This window comes from Arthrobacter sp. 05N429 (assembly GCF_056397045.1).
Genome location: NZ_JBFTMQ010000001.1, coordinates 358,710 through 379,130 on the forward strand (window position 1 = coordinate 358,710; position 20,421 = coordinate 379,130).

Below are 20,421 nucleotides of genomic sequence, written 5' to 3' on the forward strand. Positions count from 1 at the left end.
CCTGCACTTACGTCAAAGACGAGAGAAGGAAAGCAATGGAAGCCAAGGCAATTGCGCGTCACATCCGCGTAACGCCTATGAAGGCCCGGCGCGTCGTCAACCTTGTTCGTGGTAAGCAAGCGAATGAGGCTCTGGCAATTCTGAAGTTTGCCCCGCAGGCAGCTTCGGAGCCGGTATTCAAGGTAGTTCAGTCGGCAATCTCCAACGCCCGGGTCCTCGCGGACCGCGACGGCGTGGCGTTTGACGAAGGTGACCTCATCATCAGCGAAGCGTTTGTTGATGAAGGCCCGACCATGAAGCGGTTCCAGCCGCGAGCCCAGGGTCGTGCATTTCAGATCAAGAAGCGCACGAGCCACATCACCGTGGTAGTCGCTACCCCGGAGAAAGAGGAGGCTCGCTAAGTGGGACAGAAAGTTAACCCGCACGGGTTCCGACTCGGCATCACCACCGATCACGTATCGCACTGGTTTGCTGACAGCACCAAGGCCGGCCAGCGGTACAAGGACTTCGTTCGCGAAGACATCCGTATCCGCCAGCTCATGTCCACGGGCATGGAGCGCGCCGGCATCGCCAAGGTTGAAATCGAGCGCACCCGCGACCGCGTCCGTGTGGATATCCACACGGCACGTCCGGGCATCGTTATCGGCCGCCGCGGCGCAGAAGCAGACCGCATCCGCGGCGAGCTCGAGAAGCTCACCGGCAAGCAGGTTCAGCTGAACATCCTCGAGGTCAAGAACCCCGAGATGGAAGCACAGCTTGTTGCCCAGGGCGTTGCTGAGCAGCTGACTTCCCGCGTGGCGTTCCGCCGTGCGATGAAGAAGGCCATGCAGTCCGCACAGCGTGCAGGTGCCAAGGGCATCCGTATCGCTTGCTCGGGTCGACTGGGCGGCGCAGAAATGTCCCGCTCGGAGTTCTACCGTGAAGGCCGTGTGCCCCTGCACACCCTCCGCGCGAACATCGACTACGGCTTCTACGAGGCCAAGACCACCTTCGGCCGCATCGGCGTGAAGGTCTGGATCTACAAGGGTGACGTCACCGCCAAGGAACTGGCTCAGCAGGCAGCTGCTGCTCCGTCCCGCGGCCGTGGTGCCAGCGACCGCCCGGGCCGCCCGGGTGGCGCTGACCGTGGTGACCGTCGTCGTCGTAACGACCGCCCGGCCGAAGCAGCTCCGGCTGCCGAAGCTCCGGCGGCTGATGCAGCTTCTGCCGCACCGGCACAGGCAGCAGAAGGAGGACAGGCTTAAATGCTTATCCCACGTCGAGTCAAGCACCGTAAGCAGCACCACCCGGGTCGTTCCGGCGCTGCTACGGGCGGCACCAAGGTCTCCTTCGGTGAGTGGGGTATCCAGGCTCTGAGCCCGGCATACGTCACCAACCGTCAGATCGAATCTGCCCGTATCGCGATGACCCGCCACATCAAGCGTGGCGGCAAGGTCTGGATCAACATCTACCCGGACCGTCCGCTGACGAAGAAGCCGGCCGAAACCCGCATGGGTTCCGGTAAGGGTTCTCCGGAATGGTGGGTCTCAAACGTCAAGCCGGGCCGGGTTCTCTTCGAACTCTCCGGTGTCAGTGAAGAGGTAGCTCGCGAGGCCCTGCGCCTGGCAATCCACAAGCTGCCGTTGAAGGCACGCATTGTGCGTCGCGAAGGTGGTGAGTAGAAATGGCAGTAGGATCCAAGGAACTTGCATCCGCACAGCTGGACGGTTTCGACAACGAGCGTCTCGTTGAAGAACTCCGCAAGGCCAAGGAAGAGCTGTTCAACCTGCGTTTCCAGTCCGCCACCGGTCAGCTGGAGAACCACGGTCGTCTGCGCGCGGTAAAGAAGGACATCGCCCGCATCTACACCGTTCTCCGTGAGCGCGAGCTGGGCATTCGTGCCGAGGTTGCCGCCCCGGTTGTGGAAGCCAAGGAAGAAAAGAAGTCCAAGAAGTCCGCAGCCAAGGCTGAGAAGGCTGAAAAGCCGGCCGAGGCTGAGACCGAGGAGGACGCCAAGTGAGTGAAAAGGACGAGAACGTGACGGAAACTGTTTCCGGTGCAGCCACGGCTGACGAGCGCGGTTACCGTAAGACGAAGCGCGGCTACGTCGTCTCGGACAAGATGGAAAAGACCATCGTTGTCCAGGTCGAAGACCGCGTGAAGCACGCCCTCTACGGCAAGGTTATCCGCCGCAACACGAAGATCAAGGCTCACGACGAAGAGAACAGCGCCGGCATCGGCGACCTCGTTCTCCTCGCCGAGACCCGCCCGCTCTCCGCTACCAAGCGGTGGCGTCTGGTGGAGATCCTCGAGAAGGCCAAGTAACACCTGCAGCCTCGCTGTCAGTTCGAGAAGCCCCCGTTCCCTTCTGGGAACGGGGGCTTCTCCGCTGTCCGGGTACTTCGGGTTTTCCGGGCTTGCCAGGGGCCGCGGGCACGTCACGCGCTGCAGGCTTTCAGCAGGCGTACGACGCCGGCGGGCCGGGTTTCCGGGGGAGTGCGGGCCCCGGCGGGCCAAAAGTGTGCCGTGCGTGACGCCGTCGTCTGTGGTATTGGCCGATTCTGACCAGGGGCCCAAACGTGCTATGATTTTGAGTTTGTATGGCGCTATCTGTGCGCCGTCATCAACCTCGTAAACAATCGTGCCACGGCATAGTGCCCCCTAGCGCCCCGATCCGTCGGGTTCCGCCTGGGAAGCAAATGTTTTTGGCACGGGAGTTTAGGCCTGGTCTGGCAAAATCCAGGCAGGTCAAGAGACACCCCGATCAACCGTTCCGCAAGGCTCATTCCGTAGGAAAATTTTCGGTCTGAGAACCAGCGCGACGCAAGGAGTAAATAGTGATTCAGCAGGAGTCGCGACTCAAGGTCGCCGACAACACGGGTGCTAAGGAAATCCTTACCATTCGCGTTCTCGGTGGATCTGGCCGTCGCTACGCAGGCATTGGCGACGTCATCGTCGCTACCGTCAAGGACGCAATTCCGGGCGGCAACGTAAAGAAGGGCGACGTCGTCAAGGCTGTCATCGTCCGTACCAAGAAGGAACGCCGCCGTGCGGATGGTTCCTACATCAAGTTTGACGAGAACGCAGCTGTGATCCTGAAGAACGACGGTGACCCCCGCGGTACCCGTATCTTCGGACCGGTTGGTCGTGAACTTCGCGATAAGAAGTTCATGAAGATCGTTTCTCTGGCTCCGGAGGTGCTTTAGTCCATGGCTAAGATCAAGAAGGGTGACCTGGTTCAGGTCATCACTGGCGCCAAGGCTGAGCGCGGCGGCGACAAGGGCAAGCAGGGCAAGGTTCTGCGCGTGTACCCCGAGACCAACCGCGTGCTGGTCGAAGGTATCAACCGCGTAACCAAGCACACCAAGGTCGGTCAGTCGCAGCGCGGCACCAAGACCGGTGGCATCGAAGTCGTCGAGGCTACGATCCACATCTCCAACGTGGCTCTGGTTGACCCGTCCACCAAGAAGCCAACCCGCGTCGGTTTCCGCACCGAGACCGTTGAGCGCGATGGCGTGAAGCGTGAAGTGCGTGTCCGCGTGGCCAAGAGCTCAGGGAAGGACATCTAATGACTGAGACTCTCGAGACTCCGGCAAGCAAGATCGTTCCTCGTCTGAAGACCAAGTACGCGGATTCCATCAAGAGCACGCTCGTTGAGGAATTCAAGTACGAGAACGTCAACCAGGTTCCCCGTCTGGTCAAGGTCGTTGTGAACATGGGTGTTGGAGATGCCGCCAAGGACTCCAAGCTGATCGACGGCGCTGTCCGCGATCTGACCCTGATCACCGGCCAGAAGCCGCAGGTAACCAAGGCCCGCAAGTCGATCGCACAGTTCAAGCTGCGCGAAGGCATGCCGATCGGTGCACACGCAACTCTGCGTGGGGACCGCATGTGGGAATTCCTGGACCGTCTGGTCACGCTGGCTCTGCCGCGTATCCGCGACTTCCGGGGCCTCAGCGGCAAGCAGTTCGACGGCAACGGCAACTACACCTTCGGTCTGACCGAGCAGGTTATGTTCCACGAGATCGACCAGGATTCCATTGACCGCGTTCGCGGCATGGACATCACCGTCGTGACCACTGCCAAGACCGACGACGAAGGCCGCGCGCTGCTCAAGGCGCTTGGCTTCCCGTTCAAGACCGAAGATTAATCTAGCTACGTAAAAGGTCCGTCCGTGCCGGTTCCGAACTTTGTTCGGAAAGACTGCACGGCGGAAACCGTTATGAGGAAGGGCATGAGCCCACCATGACAATGACAGATCCCGTCGCAGACATGCTTACGCGTCTGCGCAACGCAAACTCGGCATACCACGATTCCGTGTCTATGCCGTACAGCAAGCTCAAGGCACGCGTTGCCGACATCCTGAAGGCCGAAGGTTACATCGCCTCCTGGAAAGAAGAAGACGCTGAGGTTGGCAAGAAGCTGACCCTCGAGCTCAAGTTCGGTCCGAACCGCGAGCGTTCCATCGCTGGCGTTCGTCGTATTTCCAAGCCGGGACTGCGCGTTTACGCAAAGTCCACCAACCTGCCGCACGTGCTCGGTGGCCTGGGTGTCGCAATCCTGTCCACCTCTTCCGGCCTCTTGACTGACAAGCAGGCCGGCAAGAAGGGCGTGGGCGGCGAAGTCCTCGCTTACGTCTGGTAACGGGAAAGGAAGAGAATAATGTCACGTATTGGACGTCTCCCCATCACCGTTCCTGCCGGCGTTGAGGTCAAGGTTGACGGCTCTGTCGTCAACGTCAAGGGTTCCAAAGGCGAGCTGAGCCACACTGTGCCCAGCCCGATCGAGGTTTCCCTGGAAGATGGCACCCTGACTGTCGCCCGCCCGAACGACGAGCGCGCCTCACGTTCGCTGCACGGCCTGACCCGCACCCTGATCGCCAACATGATCCAGGGTGTCACCGCAGGCTACGAGAAGAAGCTTGAAATCGTCGGTACCGGTTACCGCGTTCAGGCAAAGGGTGCTGACCTGGAGTTCGCTCTGGGCTACAGCCACCCGGTTAACATCACGGCACCGAACGGCATCACCTTTGCAGTAGAGACCCCGACCAAGCTCTCTGTTTCAGGTATCTCCAAGCAGCAGGTCGGCGAGGTTGCTGCCAACATTCGCAAGCTGCGGAAGCCGGACCCCTACAAGGGCAAGGGCATCCGTTACGCAGGCGAAGTCATCCGCCGCAAGGTCGGAAAGGCTGGTAAGTAACCATGGCGATCGCAATTAACAAGAAGCGTACGAACAAGAGCAAGTCTGCCCAGCGCAGCCGCCGCCAGCTTCGTATCCGCAAGCGCATCTCCGGCACGGCTGTACGTCCCCGTATGGTCGTCAACCGTTCCGCACGCCACGTATTCGTCCAGGTTGTCGATGACACCAAGGGCCTGACCGTAGCGAGCGGCTCCACTTTGGAAGCCGACCTTCGTGCATTCGACGGTGACAAGACTGCCAAGGCCAAGCGCGTTGGCGAGCTCGTCGCCGAGCGTGCCAAGGCTGCCGGTATCGAAGCAGTTGTCTTCGACCGCGGTGGTAACAAGTACCACGGCCGGATCGCCGCCGTCGCTGACGGCGCACGTGAAGGTGGGCTGGCACTGTGACCGAAAATAACGAAAAGGACATTCAGGTGACTGAAGCTGTAGCTGCTCCGGCAACTGAGACCGCTGCGCCTGCTACCACTGATGACCGCCGTGGTGGCGCTCGTCGTGGCGAGCGTGGCGACCGCGGCCAGGGCCGTGGCGACCGTGGTGGCCGTGGTGGCCGCGATGGTGGTCGCGAAGCCGAAAAGAGCCAGTTCGTAGAGCGCGTCGTAACCATCAACCGTGTTTCCAAGGTCGTCAAGGGTGGTCGTCGCTTCAGCTTCACCGCCCTCGTCGTCGTCGGTGACGGCAACGGTATGGTCGGCGTCGGCTACGGCAAGGCTAAGGAAGTTCCTGCCGCCATCGCGAAGGGCGTTGAAGAGGCCAAGAAGTCCTTCTTCCGCGTTCCCCGCATCGGCAGCACCATCCCGCACCGTGTTCAGGGTGAAGCCGCCGCAGGCGTCGTTATGCTGCGTCCGGCTTCCGCCGGTACCGGTGTTATCGCCGGCGGTCCGGTCCGTGCAGTACTGGAGTGCGTGGGCATCCACGACATCCTCTCCAAGTCGCTCGGTTCCTCCAATGCCATCAACATCGTGCACGCGACCGTTGACGCGCTGAAGCGCCTCGAAGAGCCGGCAGCAGTGGCAGCACGCCGCGGCCTCCCGCTCGACGAGATCGCCCCGCCGGCAATGGTGAAGGCGCTCCTGAACCAGAAGGCAGGTGTCTGAGTCATGGCTAAGAACGTGCTTGTCTCCGACGCAAAGTTGGAGATCACTCAGATTAAGTCCGCCATTGGCGGCAAGCAGAACCAGCGCGACACCCTGCGGTCCCTCGGCCTGAAGCGGATCGGACACACCGTTGTCCGCACCGCCGACGCCGTCACCGTCGGCATGGTCAACACGGTTCCGCACCTGATAAAGGTAGAGGAGGCGAAGTAAATGGCAGAGAAGAACACCGCCGAAAAGGCACAGGGCGCCACTGCTGAGAAGCAGAACGCACTGAAGGTTCACCACCTGCGTCCCGCCCCGGGTGCCAAGACCGCCAAGACCCGTGTTGGTCGTGGTGAAGGTTCCAAGGGTAAGACCGCCGGTCGCGGTACCAAGGGTACGAAGGCCCGCTACCAGATCAAGGCTGGCTTTGCCGGCGGCCAGCTGCCGCTGCACATGCGCCTCCCGAAGCTGCGCGGCTTCAAGAACCCGTTCCGGGTTGAGTTCCAGGTTGTAAACCTGGACAAGCTCAACGAGCTGTTCCCGGAAGGTGGCGCAGTCACCGTGGAGAACCTGGTCGAAAAGGGTGCCGTTCGCAAGAACCAGCCCGTCAAGGTGCTGGGCACCGGCGACATCACCGTCAAGGTTGACGTCACCGTCCACGCATTCTCGGCCAGCGCCGCAGAGAAGATTGCTGCAGCAGGCGGAAGCACCACCGCCCTCTAACGAGGCGGCGGGGCAGTTGCCCGTTGTGGAAACTCCCGGTACCAGGGGCTCAGGCCCCTAGGTGCCGGGAGTTTTTCTTTTTTTCCCGGCCCTGCGATTGTTCGCAGGACGCGAACACCCGTTAGACTCGGTTGTTGGGTTTATTTGACCTATCTCACACGACTTTACTTATTCATCAGGAGGACGCTTGCTTAGCGCATTTGGCCGGGCCTTTCGCACGCCTGATCTGCGACGCAAGTTGTTGTTCACGCTGGGAATCATCACAATCTTCCGCTTGGGTGCCTTCATCCCCTCGCCTGGTGTGAACTACCAGAATGTCCAGCAATGCTTGCAGACCGGTCAGACCTCGGGCGGTATCTACCAGCTCGTCAACCTGTTCAGCGGCGGTGCATTGCTGCAGGTGTCCGTCTTCGCCCTCGGTATCATGCCGTACATCACGGCCAGCATCATCGTCCAGCTGCTCCGGGTGGTCATTCCCCGGTTCCAGGAGCTCTACGAGGAGGGCGCCTCGGGCCAGTCGAAGCTGACGCAGTACACGCGTTACCTCACCATCGCCCTGGGCCTGCTGAACGCCACGACGCTGGTGTCGCTGGCGCGTTCCGGCCAGCTGCTGCCCAACTGCCAGCTGCCGATCATCCCGGATGACAGCATCGTCACCACGATCCTCATCATCATCACGCTGACGGCCGGTACCGGCCTCATCATGTGGATGGGCGAGCTTGTGACCGAAAAGGGTGTCGGCAACGGCATGTCGCTGCTCATCTTCACGTCCATCGTGTCCAGCTTCCCCGGCTCGCTCGGTGCCATCTGGACCTCGCAGGGCCCGGGAACGTTCTTTATGGTCCTGGTCATCGGCCTGCTGACCGTGGCCGCGGTGGTCTTCGTGGAACAGTCACAGCGCCGCATCCCGGTGCAGTACGCCAAGCGGATGATTGGCCGCCGAACCGTTGGCGGCACCAGCACCTACATCCCGATCAAGGTGAACATGGCCGGCGTCGTGCCCGTCATCTTCGCCTCCTCCATGCTGTACCTGCCGGGCCTGATCTCCCAGTTCAACCAGCCCAAGCCCGGCGAGGCCGTAGCGCCGTGGGTTGAGTGGATCAACAACAACCTCACCCGCGGCGACCACCCGATCTATATGGCCCTCTACTTCGCCATGATTGTGTTCTTTACGTACTTCTATGTTGCGATCACTTTCAACCCTGAAGAAGTTTCTGACAACATGAAGAAGTACGGCGGCTTCATTCCGGGTATCCGTGCCGGCAAGCCGACGGCGGACTACCTGCAGTATGTGCTTTCCAGGATCACCCTCCCCGGTGCCATTTACCTGGGATTCGTGGCACTGATTCCGCTCGTTGCCCTGGTCCTGATCAACGCCAACCAGAACTTCCCGTTCGGCGGCACCTCGATCCTGATCATGGTCGGCGTCGGTTTGGAGACCGTCAAGCAGATTGATGCGCAGCTACAGCAGCGTCACTACGAAGGGCTTTTGCGATGACGAGAATGTTGATTATCGGACCTCCCGGCTCCGGCAAGGGAACACAGGCGGAACGTATTTCGGAGCGCCTCGGCGTCGTCGCGATTTCCACCGGCGACATCTTCCGCGCCAACGTCAAGGGTGAGACTCCGCTTGGCATCGAAGCCAAGAAATACATGGATGCCGGCGACTTCGTCCCGGACAGCGTGACCAACAAGATGGTCCGCGACCGCCTCAGCGAGGGCGACGTGGAGAACGGCTTCCTGCTGGACGGCTACCCGCGCACCACCGCGCAGGTGGACTACCTCGACGGGATCCTCGCCGACGGCGACCAGAAGCTCGACGTCGTCCTGCAGCTCACGGCCGACGACGAGGAACTTGTCACCCGCCTGCTGGGCCGGGCCAAGGAAACCGGACGCACCGACGACAACGAAGCCGTCATCCGGCACCGCCTTGACCTGTACCACGGCCAGACGGAGGCCGTTGTCGCCAAGTATGCCGACCGCGGCATCCTGACCCGTGTAGACGGCATCGGCGGCATCGACGAGGTCACCGACCGCGTCATGCAGGCCATCAAAGAGGCCCAGTCGGCCTGATCGGCCACGGACCTTGAGGCCCCTCCCGGAACACCGGGAGGGGCCTCAGCCATTTGGCCGACCGCCCCAGGGCGGTACGGCCCCATCGAAAGGAAGTTGCGGATGGCATTCGGCCAGCCACGCATCGAGTACAAGACCAACGCCCAGATGCGCGCCATGCACGGGGCCGGGCTCGTCCTGAGCCGCGCCCTGGACGCCGCTGTTGCGGCCGCCGCACCGGGGAAAACCACCCAAGACCTCGACGCCGTGTTCGCGGCGGTGCTCAAGGATGCCGGCGCCACCTCCAATTTCCTTGGCTACCACGGCTTCCCCGCCACGATCTGCACCTCGGTCAACGAGGAGGTGGTCCACGGTATCCCCGGGGGCCGCGTCCTGCAGGACGGGGACATCCTCTCGATCGACGGCGGCGCGATCCTGGACGGCTGGCACTCCGACTCGGCCCGCACCCTGATCGTGGGCACCGCCGACCCCGAGGACCAGCGGCTCTCCGATGTCACCGAGGCCGCGATGTGGCACGGGATTGCCGCGCTGGCCACCGGAAAGTTCATCGGCGACATCGGCAACGCCGTGGACGACTACGTCTCCTCCGTGCCCGGCAAGGCGCTGGGCATCCTCGAGGACTACGTGGGCCACGGTATCGGCTCGGAGATGCACATGGCCCCGGATGTACCGAACTACCGCACTAACCACCGCGGGCCCAAAATCCGCCCGGGACTGTGCCTGGCCATCGAACCGATGCTGGTCCGCGGAAGCATCGACACCGCCGTTCTGGAGGACGACTGGACCGTGGTGACCACCGACGGCAAACGGTCCTGCCAGTGGGAGCATTCCGTGGCCGTCCACGAGAAGGGCATCTGGGTGCTCTCCGCACCCGACGGGGGAGCCGCGAAACTGGCCCCGCTCGGCGTCGTGCCCGTCCCGATTCCCTAGGCGCGGGACCCCGGCTGGCGGCGCCGGCGCCCCGCGTTGGCGCCGGCGAGGCGCGCCATTGCCCGTGACACAACGAATCCCTGGCGACGCCGGAATGCGGCAGCGCCAGGGATTCGTCGTATCGGGAGAACTTACCTGCGTCGTCAGCTCTTGAGCTTCGGCTTAACGTCCTTGGTGTAGATGCCTTCCAGGGTCGCCTTCAGCGCGGTCATGGTGGCCTTGACGTCGCCCTGCTGGGTGAGGATTGCCGCGGCCGCCTTGGCCATCTCCTGGTCCGCGCCCGGGAGGAACACACGGGCGTTGTCCTGGACGCGGGTGACGGCGAGCTGGTCCATGGCGGTCTTGATCTGCGGCGTCTTGGCCAGCACGGCAGTCATGTCGGCGGACGTGCGGGTGGGCATGTAGCCCGTGGCCGAGGAGAACTGCGCCGTGTTTTCCGGCTCCGTCATGAACTTCAGGAAGGTGGCGGCGGCGAGCTGGACCTCCTTGCTGACCCCGCTGGGGATGCCCAGGCCGGCGCCGCCGGTGGGGCACACCGGGCTTTCGCTCTTCGGGCCGCCCGGCAGGTAGCCGACGCCCACGTTGAACTTCGCGGACTTCAGGACCCCCAGGAGGGAACCCGTGGAGGAAATCGTGGACGAGGTGATGCCCGCCGCGAAGTCGTCGGCGGCTTCCTTGGATGAGACCCCCGCCCACTTGTCCTTGAAGATGGAGTCCTGCGCCCACTGCAGGGCGGCGACAGACTCGGCGGAATCGCAGTTGAATGCCCACTCGTTGGACCAGCTGCCGCCCCAGCCCCACAGGTTGTTCTGCAGGGTCCAGCCGGCGTAGCCTGCCAGGGCGGGGTAGATGTAGGCGTACTGCGCGCCGGAGCTGGCCTTGAGCTTGGGCGCCCACTCGCCGAACTCCTGCCAGGTCTTCGGGGCACGGTCCGGCAGCCCGGCGGCCTTGAAGTGGTCCTTGTTGTAGTAGAACAGCGGGGTTGACCGGCCGTAGGGCAGTGCCCACTGCTTGTCCGCGTACTGGTAGTCGGCGATGAGGGACTTCTGGAAATCGTCCACCTTGATGTCCAGCTGCTTGATCAGGCTGTTCAGCGGGATGATGTTGCCGTTGGTGTAGTAGCGGAACCACCACACGTCGGAGAGGACCACGAGGCCCGGCAGGCCGGACTTTGCCGCTTGCGACGTCTGGAACTTCTGCGCGATCTCCTCGTAGTTCGCCCCGGCGGTCACGAGGTTGACCTTGATGTCCGGGAACTTCGCGTGGAACTTCTCGATGATGGCTTTTTCCACATCCTGGGACTTGCCGGGGTGGCTGGTCCAGAAATCGATCGATGCGGCCGGCTTGACGCCGCTGAAGTCGATATCGGCGGCACCTGTTGCCGCCGCAGTGCCGCCGGTGGACGGCCCGCCGCAGGCGGCCAGCGCCGCGGCACCTGCCCCGGCGCCGGCCAGTCCCAGGAAATTTCTGCGGTCAAGATTCAATGCCATGGTGGATCCTCTCGGTGGTGCGACTGGATAGCTGTGATGACTGGATTGCGGTGGGTCTTGGGGGCTGGATCACCCGGTGACGCTGCCCTGGGTAAGGCCGGCCACGATGTAGCGCTGGAGCGCCGCGAAGACCAGCAGGATGGGCACGATCACCAGCACGGCGCCGGCCATCAGGATGCCCCAGCCGGAGCCGTTGCCCTCGGAGTTCTGCAGGAGCGTCAGGCCCACGGGCAGTGTCATGGTCTCGGGACGGTCCGTGATGATGAGCGGCCAGATGTAGTCGTTCCATTCGCTCACGACGACGACGAGCGCCACCGTAGCGATCGAGGGCCCGGAGACCGGGACCACGATCCGCCAGAGGCGGCGCCAGTGGCCGGCGCCGTCGATCTCGGCCGATTCCAGGATGGAGGCGGGCAGCGTCAGGAAGTGCTGGCGCAGCAGGAACGTCCCGAACGCCGTGCCAAGACCCGGGAGAATGATGCCCCACAGGGTGTTCTTGCCGCCCATCCCTGCGATCAGGATGTAGTTGGGCAGGATGGACACCTGCGGCGGGACCATCAGGGCCACAAGGATCAGCACGAAGATGACGTTCTTGTACGGGAAGCGGACAAACACCAGCGCGTAGGCGGTCAGGATGGCCAGGAGGACTTTGATGGTGGCCCCCACGCTGGTGACGATCAGGCTGTTCACGAAGAACTGGGCGAACGGCACGGTGGTCATGGCGACGTTGTAGTTTTCGAAGTTCAGGCTCTCCGGCAGGATCTTCAGGTCCATGGTGATGATCTCGCCGGGCTGCTTGAACGAACTCAGCACCATCCACAGCAGCGGCAGGAACACCACCAGCGTGGCGAGGACCAAGGGAAGGTAGCCGCCGGCAATCGTCTGGATCAGGTTGGCGCGGGAGAACGGCCGGTGGCGCTGCACCGGGATCCCGGGATCGGCGTCGGAAGGTGAGGCGGGGCCGGCGTTGGCGGCGGGGTCAGGGCTGACGGGGGAGAGCAGGCTCACGAGTAGTGCACCTTCCGTTCGACGAACCGCAACTGCAGCACGGTGATGATGAGCAGGATGGCGAACAGAATCACGGAGATCGCGGCCGAGTAGCCGGCCCGGTTGAACGCCCCGAAGGCCTGGAGGTAGGCCTCGTAGATCAGCGTGCTGGTGCCGTTGCCCAGCGGGGTCATGATGCGGATCAGGTCGAAGGCCTGCAGCGAGCTCAGCATGGTGGTGATGAGCAGGAAGAACGTGGTGGGGGATAGCAGCGGCAGGGCCATGCTCATGAAGCGCCGGAAGCCGTTGGCTCCGTCCAGCGACGCGGCCTCCATGACATCCTGCGGGAGCGACTGCAGCCCGGCCAGGTAGACGACGGCGCAGTAGCCGAGGTTCTTCCACACGTAAACGATGATGACCATGACCAGGGACAGTTGCGGGTCATTGATCCACTGCGGGCTCTGCTGGCCGATGCCGCGCAGCAGCCAGGCGAGCACCCCGTAGCCGGGATCGAAAATGAAGAGCCAGACGAGCCCGACGCCGACGCCGCTGAGCACGTAGGGGGCGAAGACGGCTGAGCGCGCGAACGTTGTGCCGCGGATCCTGGAGTTCAGGGCCAGTGCCACCAGCAGGCCCAGGACCATGGAGCCGCCGACCGTGACGAGCGTGAAAACCGCGGTGGTGCCGAGGACCTTGGTGGCGTCCGAACTCGTGAAGAAGGTGACGTAGTTTTCGAAGCCCACCACCGTGGCATTGGCCGAGCCCAGGGTCCAGTCCAGGGTGGAGTAATAGATGTTGTTGAAGAGCGGGAGGTAGGTGAACACCGCAATCAGGAGCAGGTTGGGGAGAGCCAACGCCAGGAAAACGAAGAAGTCCCGGCGGGTTCGGGCGGACCAGCGGGCACGCGGCGCCGGGGCCGGTTTGGCCTCGACGACGGCGCGCGGCCGGTCGGTCAATTGTCGCGTCATTCAGGTCTCTAACGGTTCCGTGCCTGCCGGTGGCAGGCGGATGGGCGGGGATACCTAGCTATCACTTCACCACATGGCTGGTGGGCAGAATCCCGCACAAGACCCCATTAGAGCTTTGTTGTCCAAGGCTTCGTTGCCCGTTCACGCTGTGTTGCATGCAGTATTACATAACGCTTGTTTGGACACCGGACATCAGCGCGCGATTCGTCAATTCGTTGGAGGCTCGGCGGGAGGCAGGGACCTTGCGCCAGAGCGCACAATAGAGCCATGACTGCGATTACGGACGTGCCCGGCCTGCGAGTGGGCCATGCCGGCAGGACAGGCGAAGGCTGGCTGAGCGGAGTGACGGTTGTGCTGCCTCCGCCGGGCACCGTTGGTTCCGTCGATGTCCGGGGCGGCGGGCCCGGGACGCATGAGACCGATGCCCTGGACCCAACAACCCTGACCCGGACCGTGGACGCCGTCGTGCTCACCGGGGGAAGCGCCTTCGGCCTCGTCGCGGCCCACGGCGCCCAGCGCTGGTGCGAGGAGAACGGCCGCGGCTTCCCGGTCACCGGCGGCGTGGTCCCCATCGTGCCGGCCGCGGCAATATTCGACCTCGGCCGCGGAGGAGACTTCACCGCCCGCCCGGACGCCGCCATGGGCTACGCGGCCACGAGGGACGCCGCCGCCCGCAACGAAGCCCACGACGTCGAACGCGGCAACGTAGGAGTCGGCACCGGAGCCCTCCTCGGCAGAGGACAGTACAAGGGCGGAATAGGAACAGCCTCGATCACCCTGGAAAACATCTCCCCAGACGGCCCGGTCGTCGTGGGGGCCATAGCGGTAGTCAACGCACTCGGGTTACCGTTTGGCACATCGAGCCAGCGGACGGAACCCGGCAGCGTGCGTCTAAGCGAGGAACGAGCGAGCACGCAGAGGGTTTCGGATTTGCCGCCCGCGCTCAACACGACCCTCGTCGTCGTCGCCACTAATGCCATCCTGGACAAGGCCGAGTGCAAACGCACCGCCTCGGCCGCCCATGCAGGACTGGCCCGGGCGCTGGACCCCAGCCACACCCTGGCGGACGGCGACACTGTTTTTTGCCTCGCCACCGGCGCGCTCGCTCTGGACCGCGGCAGCGAGTCCGCCCGGCAGGTGAGCCTCATTACCCTTCAGAGTGCGGCAGCCGATGTCGTGCGCCTCGCGATCCTCGATGGGATCGCCCGCGCGGAGCCTGTGAGCACGCCGGCGGGCGAATTTGGTGCATACGGGCGCTGAGTACGCTACGATTGCTGGATTTAACATTCGGGCCGTAATGGCGTAGTGTTGTCTGTTGGTTGTCTGCCCTGTTGTGCCCTTTTGTGGCCGGGAGGCATCAGCCAATCAATCAAAAACGTCCGCGGTCATTTCCGGTGCAAGCCGGAGGGCGGCGGCAAACAACAGTTAGCGGAGGGTATGGCCAAGAAGGACGGGGTCATTGAGATCGAGGGCGTTGTGACTGAGGCGCTGCCTAACGCGATGTTTCGTGTTGAGCTCACCAACAAGCACATCGTTCTGGCGCACATCTCTGGAAAGATGCGCCAGCACTACATCAGGATCCTCCCTGAGGACCGGGTAGTGGTGGAGCTGAGCCCGTACGACCTGACACGTGGTCGTATCGTCTACCGCTACAAGTAAACACTGGGCGGCCAGAGCAACAGCCGAAGGCCGGTCCAGCTGACCACTGCAACACGCAAAGGAACGCCATGAAGGTCAAGCCGAGCGTCAAGCAGATCTGCGAAAAGTGCAAAGTGATCCGCCGTAATGGCCGGGTCATGGTGATCTGCGAGAACCCGCGCCACAAGCAGCGCCAGGGCTAATTTCCCTCTTCGGGAAATCCTGGGTTGCTAACCCACGCAAGTAAATAAAAGGCAGCACAAGCTGATCTGGGACATATGGGCCCGTACAGCTAACCCCCGGTCGGAGGCTGGGGCCGCACGGAACGTGCGGGTGTACTGCCTACGACCTCCGGTTTATACAAGGAGCACTGCCTCTATGGCTCGTCTCGCTGGCGTAGACATTCCCCGCGAAAAGCGGTTGGAAATTGCGCTTACTTACATCTACGGCGTGGGCAAGACCCGTGCACACGAAACCCTGGCTGCCACCGGCATCAGCGCGGACGTTCGGGTCAAGGACCTGTCCGACGCCGAGCTCGTCCAGCTGCGTGATTACATTGAAGGCAACTACAAGGTTGAGGGTGACCTTCGCCGCGAAGTAGCAGCAGATATCCGCCGCAAGGTTGAAATCGGCAGCTACGAAGGTATTCGCCACCGCAAGGGCCTGCCAGTGCGCGGACAGCGTACGAAGACGAACGCACGTACCCGCAAGGGTCCGAAGCGCACCGTCGCAGGCAAGAAGAAGACCCGCTAAACCCCTCGGGATTAGCTCGTCTTCCCCCAATAACTTTCTGTAGGAGAAATAATGCCCCCGAAGACTCGTGGCGCGGTTCGCAAGCCGCGTAAGAAGGACAAAAAGAATATCGCGCTGGGCCAGGCGCACATCAAGAGCACCTTTAACAACACCATCGTGTCCATCACGGACCCGAACGGTGCTGTCATCTCCTGGGCTTCGTCCGGTGAGGTTGGCTTCAAGGGCTCACGTAAGTCCACCCCGTTCGCAGCCCAGATGGCCGCCGAAGCCGCCGCCAAGCGTGCGCAGGAGCACGGTATGCGCAAGGTTGACGTATTCGTCAAGGGCCCGGGTTCGGGTCGCGAAACGGCTATCCGTTCACTGCAGGCCGCTGGCCTTGAGGTTGGATCCATCCAGGATGTAACCCCCAGCGCCCACAACGGCTGCCGTCCGCCGAAGCGCCGCCGCGTCTAAGGCTTTCCAACGCACCGGTGCTTGCCCGGACCTTCGCGGGTCCGGGCAAGCCCGGCCGCGTTAAGTCTCAGACCGATCTTTCCACCACCTGTGTTGCGTCATATAGCGGATGCTCGCCGAAAGGAAACCTAAGTGCTCATTGCACAGCGCCCCACCCTCTCCGAAGAGGTCGTCTCCGACAACCGCTCCCGTTTCATCATTGAACCGCTGGAGCCCGGTTTCGGTTACACCCTCGGAAACTCCCTCCGCCGTACCCTGCTCTCCTCCATCCCCGGTGCCTCTGTCACGAGCATCCGGATCGATGGCGTGCTGCACGAGTTCACCACGGTTCCGGGTGTCAAGGAAGATGTCACTGAGATCATCCTGAACATCAAGAACCTGTCGGTTTCCTCCGAGCACGACGAGCCGGTTGTTGCCTACCTGCGCAAGCAGGGCCCGGGAGTCGTCACCGCCGCGGACATTGCTCCGCCGGCCGGCGTCGAATTCCACAACCCGGATCTGCACATTGCCACGCTGAACTCGAAGGGCAAGTTCGAACTCGAACTGACCATCGAGCGCGGCCGCGGCTACGTTTCGGCAGCTCAGAACAAGTCCGGCGACTCCGAGATCGGCCGCATTCCGGTCGACTCGATCTACTCGCCGGTCTTGAAGGTTACTTTCCGCGTGGAAGCTACCCGTGTTGAGCAGCGCACTGACTTCGACAAGCTCATTGTCGACGTCGAGACCAAGCAGGCCATCGCCCCGCGCGATGCCGTTGCTTCGGCAGGTACCACCCTGGTGGAACTGTTCGGTCTGGCCCGCGAGCTGAACACCGCAGCTGAAGGTATCGAGATTGGCCCGTCGCCGACGGATGCTGCCCTGGCAGCAGACATGGCCCTGCCGATCGAGGATCTGGACCTCACCGTCCGTTCCTACAACTGCCTCAAGCGTGAGGGCATCCACACCGTGGGTGAACTCGTGGCCCGCTCCGAGGCCGACCTCATGGACATCCGTAACTTCGGTGCGAAGTCCATCGATGAGGTCAAGGCAAAGCTGGTTGAACTGGGCCTGTCCCTCAAGGACTCGCCTCCCGGATTTGACCTCGCAGCACGCGCCGCAGCAATTGAAGAGGACGACGCCGCTTTCAGCGACGACGAGCTCTAACAAACAGATCTTGGCCCGCGGGCTGATGCACCAAGGTGTGCGCAGCCCAACGGCTTCCATATGAGGAGAAACTATTATGCCTACCCCCGCTAAGGGTCCGCGCCTCGGAGGCGGAGCGGCTCACGAGCGTCTTATGCTCGCGAACCTGTCCGCCGCACTGTTCGAGCACAAGCGGATCACCACCACGGTGACCAAGGCCAAGCGACTGAAGCCGTACGCCGAGCGCCTGGTGACTTTCGCCAAGCGTGGCGACCTGGCTTCCCGCCGCCGTGTACTCGGCTTGATCAGCGACAAGGGCATCGTCCACGAGCTGTTCACCGACATTGCACAGGCAGTGGAGAACCGCAACGGCGGCTACACCCGCATCACCAAGATCGGCAACCGCAAGGGCGACAACGCTCCCATGGCTGTCATCGAACTGGTTCTCGAGCCGGTTTCCGCCAAGCAGGCCGTCGTAGCCGAGGCTACGTCCGCCGCCAAGCGTGACGCTGACAAGAAGGACGCCGAGAAGGAAGAAGCCGCTCCGGTCGCCGAGACCGAAGCTGCCGAGACCGAAGAAGCTCCCGAAGCTGAAGCAGCTGAGACGGAAGCAGCAGCAACCGAAGAGGCTGCGGCCGCTGAGGAAGAAGCCGCTAAGTCCGAGAAGGACGCGAAGTAATTCGCTGATTTCTTCGCATAGACTTAAGTCTATGAACGACCAGAAACCCGCGGCCCCCGTTAGAGGGGGCGGCGGGTTTTTGCGTATCCGGCTTGATCTTGCGTACGACGGCGGACCGTTCAGCGGGTGGGCCGTCCAGCCTGGCCGGCGCACGGTCCAGGGCAAGCTCGAAGAAGCCCTGCAGTTGCTGATCCGCAGGCCCATCCGCGTTACGGTCGCCGGGCGGACCGACGCCGGCGTCCATGCCCGCGGCCAGGTGGTCCATCTGGACCTGAGTGAGGACGAATGGCTCGGCCTGAACCGCGGTGCCGAGCTGGATCCCGCGGTCGCGCTGCTGCGCCGGCTCCGCGGCGCCCTCAGCCGGGGGCTGGGCGATCTCGCCGGGGCCATCGAGGTCCACAAGGTGTCCATTGCTCTCGAGGGCTTCGACGCCCGCTTTTCTGCCCTCTGGCGCCGCTACAGCTACCGGATCGCGGACGGACCTGCCCTCTGGGACCCGCTGGGCCGCACTTCGACGCTGTGGCACAAACAGCAGCTGGACGTTGGGGTGCTGAACGAAGGCGCCTCACAGCTGCTGGGACTGCAGGATTTCCGGTCCTACTGCAAGCCAAGGGAAGGCGCCACCACCATCCGGGAACTCCAGCGCTTCGAATTTGCGCGGGGTGCCGACGGCGTCATCGTGGCCACAGTCCAGGCAGATGCCTTCTGCCACAACATGGTGCGGTCCCTTGTAGGTTCCGCCCTCTTTGTCGGGGAGGGCATCGAATCGCCCGGCTGGCTGCTGGAACGGCTGCTGTCACGGCAGCGGGACGCGAAATCCGTGCTGGCCGCCCCGCATCCCCTGGTGCTGGAGGAAGTGGCCTACCCCTCGGCCAGCGGGCTGCTGGCCCGGGCCGAGCTGACCCGCGCCCTGCGCCAGTAGCCGGACGCCCGGCCGGGGCCCTAGAAGGCCTGAGGTGCCGCTTCCACGGGAAGTTCCACGGTGAACGTGCTCCCGCAACCGGGACGCGACCTGCAGGAGATGCTGCCACCGTGCCGTTCCACGATCGCCTTGGTGATGGCCAGGCCAAGCCCGGCACCCGGAATCGAGCCCCCGCGCACGGCGGGGCTGCGGAAGAACCGGGTGAAGACCCGATCGGCGTCGGCAGCTGTCATCCCCATTCCGTCATCCTGCACGTGCAGCAGCACCCGGCCCCGCTCGTTGCTGGCGGAGACGTGGACGTTGCCGCCGTCGGGGGAGTACTTGATGGCGTTGGATACAAGGTTGTCGAGGGCCTGGCTGATCCGCAGCGGATCAACATGGGCCCAGAGCGGGGCCGGCAGCTCCATGGAAAGTGAGACCCGGGATGCGTGGGCGTGGGCCTGGGCCGAGCCGAGACTGGCTTCGACGAGACTGGCCAGATCGGTCCGGCGCGGATGGACGTGGACCGTGGAGTTGGCCGACATCAGCAGGTCCGAGACGAGGGCAAGCAGCCGTTCCGCGTTGCGTTGCGCAACCTCGATCCGGCGCACGGTGGCGGTGGAGAGGCCCGCAGAATCACCCAGGACCAGGTCGAGGTTGCCGATGATCGAGGTCAACGGGGTGCGGAACTCGTGCGAGACCGTGGAGACGACATCGTCCTTCGCGGCCAGGGCGTCGACGAGCCCGGTGACCTCGTTATAGACGACGACGGCGCCCCGGAAACCGCCGTCGTCGTCCTGCAGGGGACGCGCACCGGTGGACACGACGCGGCTGCCCGGGGCCTCACCGAACCGCACGAGGTAGTCCGCAAAGGACTCTCCCGATGCGGCCCGCCGAACCGGGCGGCGTTCGAGGGGGAGCGGGGTTTCCTGGTCCTGGCCGGTCAGCAACAGCTGCGCTTCGCCGGCACCCTGCGCAGCGCCTGCGGGCGCCGCGGAGCTTTCGAGAGCTGATTGCCAGCTGTTGGTCAACAGGCGGCGGCCCGCGGCGTCGAGAGCAACAATGCCGACGTCGACAGTGTCCAGGATGGTGGTGAGGAGGCGTTCGCGTTCCCGGCTGTCCGCGAGCAATGCCTGCAGCTCCGCTTCCGTGGCATCGCTCCGGCGTTGCGCCTGGCGCAGCCGCAGGCGTGCCAGGCTCAGGGCGAAGGACCCGGCAAGGGCCACAAGTGCAGCGAGCACCACAGCGGCGGTCATGCCGGGGGTGTCGAGGAGATCCGGCCACCATGCGGTGGCTGCCAGCACAGCGGCCCCCAGGACGAGCGCCAGTGAGAGGTGGCAGGCCACCACCGGCGCACGCGGGCCCACGGGTTTGTAGTACCGGTCCGCACTCCGGGCCAGACGCTGTTCACTCACTGAAGCCGCGCTCCTTCCTCACTGCTCCAGTTTTAC

Annotated in this window: 29 protein-coding genes; 25 read left to right on the forward strand and 4 right to left on the reverse strand. The window is 63.4% G+C overall.

All coding sequences use genetic code 11. The features are described 5' to 3' along the window. Positions 1–35: 35 nt before the first annotated feature. The 17 genes from rplV to map all read left to right on the forward strand — a co-directional run bounded on the left by rplV (position 36) and on the right by map (position 9,979). On the forward strand, positions 36–401 hold the full coding sequence (rplV, locus tag AC1DF4_RS01735) for a 50S ribosomal protein L22 (RefSeq protein ID WP_003803798.1): 366 nt from the start codon (positions 36–38) through the stop codon (positions 399–401). Beyond that, complete coding sequence (gene rpsC / locus AC1DF4_RS01740; RefSeq protein WP_441404346.1) at positions 402–1,244, forward strand: 30S ribosomal protein S3; 843 nt, start codon at positions 402–404, stop codon at positions 1,242–1,244. It begins immediately after the preceding gene. Continuing rightward, positions 1,245–1,661, forward strand: a complete 417-nt coding sequence (gene rplP, locus AC1DF4_RS01745) for a 50S ribosomal protein L16 (RefSeq protein WP_011692803.1) — start codon at positions 1,245–1,247, stop codon at positions 1,659–1,661. Between the two features lie 2 nt (positions 1,662–1,663). Beyond that, positions 1,664–1,999 (forward strand): 50S ribosomal protein L29, encoded by a 336-nt coding sequence (gene rpmC / locus AC1DF4_RS01750; protein WP_136321878.1) that lies wholly within the window; start codon positions 1,664–1,666, stop codon positions 1,997–1,999. Further along, positions 1,996–2,304, forward strand: a complete 309-nt coding sequence (rpsQ, locus tag AC1DF4_RS01755; protein WP_224047266.1) for a 30S ribosomal protein S17 — start codon at positions 1,996–1,998, stop codon at positions 2,302–2,304. Before rpmC ends, rpsQ begins: the two co-directional genes overlap by 4 nt. A gap of 512 nt (positions 2,305–2,816) precedes the next feature. After that, positions 2,817–3,185, forward strand: a complete 369-nt coding sequence (gene rplN / locus AC1DF4_RS01760; RefSeq protein WP_003803789.1) for a 50S ribosomal protein L14 — start codon at positions 2,817–2,819, stop codon at positions 3,183–3,185. A gap of 3 nt (positions 3,186–3,188) precedes the next feature. Continuing rightward, entirely contained in the window at positions 3,189–3,548 is a 360-nt protein-coding gene (gene rplX / locus AC1DF4_RS01765) for a 50S ribosomal protein L24 (RefSeq protein ID WP_476911271.1), read from the forward strand. Further along, positions 3,548–4,129: a 50S ribosomal protein L5 gene (gene rplE / locus AC1DF4_RS01770; protein ID WP_024366124.1), complete on the forward strand. Its 582-nt coding sequence runs from the start codon at positions 3,548–3,550 to the stop codon at positions 4,127–4,129. Before rplX ends, rplE begins: the two co-directional genes overlap by 1 nt. Before the next feature lie 95 nt (positions 4,130–4,224). Beyond that, positions 4,225–4,623 carry a 30S ribosomal protein S8 gene (rpsH, locus tag AC1DF4_RS01775; RefSeq protein ID WP_056425243.1) on the forward strand — a complete coding sequence of 133 codons (399 nt, stop codon included), beginning with the start codon at positions 4,225–4,227 and terminating at the stop codon, positions 4,621–4,623. Positions 4,624–4,641: 18 nt separating this feature from the next. Beyond that, positions 4,642–5,178: a 50S ribosomal protein L6 gene (rplF, locus tag AC1DF4_RS01780; protein ID WP_056425247.1), complete on the forward strand. Its 537-nt coding sequence runs from the start codon at positions 4,642–4,644 to the stop codon at positions 5,176–5,178. Between the two features lie 2 nt (positions 5,179–5,180). Beyond that, complete coding sequence (gene rplR / locus AC1DF4_RS01785; RefSeq protein ID WP_441404348.1) at positions 5,181–5,564, forward strand: 50S ribosomal protein L18; 384 nt, start codon at positions 5,181–5,183, stop codon at positions 5,562–5,564. Between the two features lie 26 nt (positions 5,565–5,590). After that, on the forward strand, positions 5,591–6,271 hold the full coding sequence (rpsE, locus tag AC1DF4_RS01790) for a 30S ribosomal protein S5 (RefSeq protein ID WP_173403037.1): 681 nt from the start codon (positions 5,591–5,593) through the stop codon (positions 6,269–6,271). Positions 6,272–6,274: 3 nt separating this feature from the next. Then, a complete protein-coding gene (rpmD, locus tag AC1DF4_RS01795) occupies positions 6,275–6,481 on the forward strand; it encodes a 50S ribosomal protein L30 (protein ID WP_346925355.1) in 207 nt (68 codons plus the stop codon). After that, positions 6,482–6,976, forward strand: coding sequence for a 50S ribosomal protein L15 (rplO, locus tag AC1DF4_RS01800; RefSeq protein ID WP_346925356.1), 495 nt, complete (start codon positions 6,482–6,484; stop codon positions 6,974–6,976). It begins immediately after the preceding gene. 187 nt (positions 6,977–7,163) lie between these two features. Continuing rightward, the gene (secY, locus tag AC1DF4_RS01805) at positions 7,164–8,474 is read left to right on the forward strand and encodes a preprotein translocase subunit SecY (protein WP_476911272.1); all 1,311 of its coding nucleotides are present in this window, start codon (positions 7,164–7,166) and stop codon (positions 8,472–8,474) included. 5 nt (positions 8,475–8,479) lie between these two features. Continuing rightward, a complete protein-coding gene (locus AC1DF4_RS01810) occupies positions 8,480–9,049 on the forward strand; it encodes an adenylate kinase (RefSeq protein ID WP_476911616.1) in 570 nt (189 codons plus the stop codon). Between the two features lie 102 nt (positions 9,050–9,151). Next, positions 9,152–9,979, forward strand: a complete 828-nt coding sequence (map, locus tag AC1DF4_RS01815; RefSeq protein ID WP_476911273.1) for a type I methionyl aminopeptidase — start codon at positions 9,152–9,154, stop codon at positions 9,977–9,979. A 143-nt stretch (positions 9,980–10,122) separates the two neighbouring features. Here map and AC1DF4_RS01820 read toward each other — a convergent pair whose 3' ends face one another. The 3 genes from AC1DF4_RS01820 to AC1DF4_RS01830 all read right to left on the reverse strand — a co-directional run bounded on the left by AC1DF4_RS01820 (position 10,123) and on the right by AC1DF4_RS01830 (position 13,424). Continuing rightward, positions 10,123–11,469: an ABC transporter substrate-binding protein gene (locus AC1DF4_RS01820; RefSeq protein WP_476911274.1), complete on the reverse strand. Its 1,347-nt coding sequence runs from the start codon at positions 11,467–11,469 to the stop codon at positions 10,123–10,125. A gap of 69 nt (positions 11,470–11,538) precedes the next feature. Further along, a complete protein-coding gene (locus AC1DF4_RS01825) occupies positions 11,539–12,477 on the reverse strand; it encodes a carbohydrate ABC transporter permease (RefSeq protein ID WP_476911275.1) in 939 nt (312 codons plus the stop codon). Further along, positions 12,474–13,424 (reverse strand): carbohydrate ABC transporter permease, encoded by a 951-nt coding sequence (locus tag AC1DF4_RS01830; protein WP_476911276.1) that lies wholly within the window; start codon positions 13,422–13,424, stop codon positions 12,474–12,476. The genes AC1DF4_RS01825 and AC1DF4_RS01830 overlap by 4 nt, the downstream gene beginning before the upstream one ends. Before the next feature lie 267 nt (positions 13,425–13,691). Between AC1DF4_RS01830 and AC1DF4_RS01835 the strand changes: the two genes are divergently transcribed. The 8 genes from AC1DF4_RS01835 to AC1DF4_RS01870 all read left to right on the forward strand — a co-directional run bounded on the left by AC1DF4_RS01835 (position 13,692) and on the right by AC1DF4_RS01870 (position 18,991). Next, a complete protein-coding gene (locus AC1DF4_RS01835) occupies positions 13,692–14,684 on the forward strand; it encodes a P1 family peptidase (RefSeq protein WP_476911277.1) in 993 nt (330 codons plus the stop codon). Between the two features lie 177 nt (positions 14,685–14,861). After that, positions 14,862–15,083: a translation initiation factor IF-1 gene (gene infA / locus AC1DF4_RS01840; RefSeq protein ID WP_009358723.1), complete on the forward strand. Its 222-nt coding sequence runs from the start codon at positions 14,862–14,864 to the stop codon at positions 15,081–15,083. A gap of 68 nt (positions 15,084–15,151) precedes the next feature. Then, positions 15,152–15,265 carry a 50S ribosomal protein L36 gene (gene rpmJ, locus AC1DF4_RS01845; RefSeq protein WP_009358722.1) on the forward strand — a complete coding sequence of 38 codons (114 nt, stop codon included), beginning with the start codon at positions 15,152–15,154 and terminating at the stop codon, positions 15,263–15,265. A 175-nt stretch (positions 15,266–15,440) separates the two neighbouring features. Continuing rightward, positions 15,441–15,815, forward strand: coding sequence for a 30S ribosomal protein S13 (gene rpsM / locus AC1DF4_RS01850; protein WP_024366110.1), 375 nt, complete (start codon positions 15,441–15,443; stop codon positions 15,813–15,815). Positions 15,816–15,866: 51 nt separating this feature from the next. Continuing rightward, positions 15,867–16,268: a 30S ribosomal protein S11 gene (rpsK, locus tag AC1DF4_RS01855; RefSeq protein ID WP_018773682.1), complete on the forward strand. Its 402-nt coding sequence runs from the start codon at positions 15,867–15,869 to the stop codon at positions 16,266–16,268. Between the two features lie 132 nt (positions 16,269–16,400). Then, on the forward strand, positions 16,401–17,411 hold the full coding sequence (locus AC1DF4_RS01860) for a DNA-directed RNA polymerase subunit alpha (RefSeq protein ID WP_024366109.1): 1,011 nt from the start codon (positions 16,401–16,403) through the stop codon (positions 17,409–17,411). Positions 17,412–17,487: 76 nt separating this feature from the next. Further along, entirely contained in the window at positions 17,488–18,069 is a 582-nt protein-coding gene (rplQ, locus tag AC1DF4_RS01865; RefSeq protein ID WP_476911278.1) for a 50S ribosomal protein L17, read from the forward strand. A 31-nt stretch (positions 18,070–18,100) separates the two neighbouring features. Continuing rightward, positions 18,101–18,991 carry a tRNA pseudouridine synthase A gene (locus AC1DF4_RS01870; protein WP_476911279.1) on the forward strand — a complete coding sequence of 297 codons (891 nt, stop codon included), beginning with the start codon at positions 18,101–18,103 and terminating at the stop codon, positions 18,989–18,991. 20 nt (positions 18,992–19,011) lie between these two features. Here the strand turns inward: AC1DF4_RS01870 and AC1DF4_RS01875 are convergent, their stop codons facing one another. Beyond that, on the reverse strand, positions 19,012–20,385 hold the full coding sequence (locus AC1DF4_RS01875; protein WP_476911280.1) for a sensor histidine kinase: 1,374 nt from the start codon (positions 20,383–20,385) through the stop codon (positions 19,012–19,014). Positions 20,386–20,421: the final 36 nt, after the last annotated feature.